The sequence below is a fragment of the Oleiphilus sp. HI0128 genome (assembly GCF_001635365.1).
Genome location: NZ_LWGG01001558.1, coordinates 1 through 1,143 on the forward strand (window position 1 = coordinate 1; position 1,143 = coordinate 1,143).

The 1,143-nt window shown below is 41.4% G+C and carries 2 protein-coding genes; one reads left to right on the forward strand and one right to left on the reverse strand.

Annotated elements, in window-relative coordinates:
• The coding region (gene thiD, locus A3763_RS25695) for a bifunctional hydroxymethylpyrimidine kinase/phosphomethylpyrimidine kinase (protein ID WP_197483133.1) at nt 1-605 on the reverse strand (605 nt) is incomplete at its 3' end.
• A 79-nt stretch (nt 606-684) separates the two neighbouring features.
• On the opposite strand from thiD, the gene A3763_RS25700 reads away from it, so the two are divergent.
• Nucleotides 685-1,143: hypothetical protein (locus A3763_RS25700; protein ID WP_156495339.1), on the forward strand; the 459-nt coding region annotated here is incomplete at its 3' end.

Sequence of the window (1,143 nt, forward strand, 5' to 3'; positions counted from 1 at the left end):
TGCGAGAATGAATTCATTGCCTTATTGGTCTGCAGGTAGTCGGTAACGATTTCGCCATTTACATGACCTCCTTTAAGTAGAACGCTACATGCAAATAACTCAGATAATAATAAGGCCTTATTCTGAGTGCATAAATTTTCAGTGTCTTTTCCTTTAAATTGGAGCAGGTAGTTTGCTTCCATAAGGTTGGGTGTTATTAGAGTGGCCAAAGGAAACAAGTTCTCAACCAGGGCTGTTCTTGCGGCTTCTTCTAGAAGCATTACGCCTGAACTGGAAGTAAGGACTGGGTCGATTACTATAGGTGTACTTGTGTTGTTGGAAAGGCATTCTACGACCTCGTTAATAATTTCACTTGAATACAGCATTCCTATCTTTATAGCTTTAAAGTTTATGTCGCTGATGACTGTTTGTAGCTGATCCTTCACAACTTTCGCTGGTAGTGGATAGGTGGCCTTAACTCCCTTTGAGTTTTGAGCTGTGACATTGGTGATGACTGATGCTCCATAGACATTTAAGGCAGTAAATGTTTTGATATCTGCTTGTATGCCTGCACCGCCTGAAGAGTCAGAGCCGGCAATTGTTAGTACATTTGGTGTATACTTCATATAAAGAAGGTCACTTGTAGTTTTGTTCCATGTTGTGTTGCTTAGGTTGAACAACATTTAGATGTTACCAAAGTTTATTATGCCCTACCTTTTCCTTTCCTTGCTTCTTTTATTTACCCTTACTACGAATGCCGGCGTAACGGCAGAAGATATTTTAGGTGAATACTGGAAAGACCCCTTGTTTGGTCAGGCTGCGACTGATCGTACCGTCGAGCTTGAAGTGCTTGTTGGTAGGGTGTGGCCGCAATCTGTCAATATTAGTTCTGGTTCAAAGGTCAGAGTACTTGTTAAAAATCGTACTAACGAGCCTCATTTGCTCGTTTTTACAAAGGACCTGAAAGCTTTATACCAGTCAGAAGCGTACAAGATGTTTGTTCTTGACGAACTCTATCACTCTAAGAAAAAGGCGCAGCAGGGTTCAGGGCATTCGCACTCCGGGAATAGTGTAGGGGATGCAGAATCTATTGTTAAACCGCTATCTCAGAACCCTTCAGTGTTTGTTGTAGGTGGTGATAGAAAAGAAGTGTTAATTGAGTTT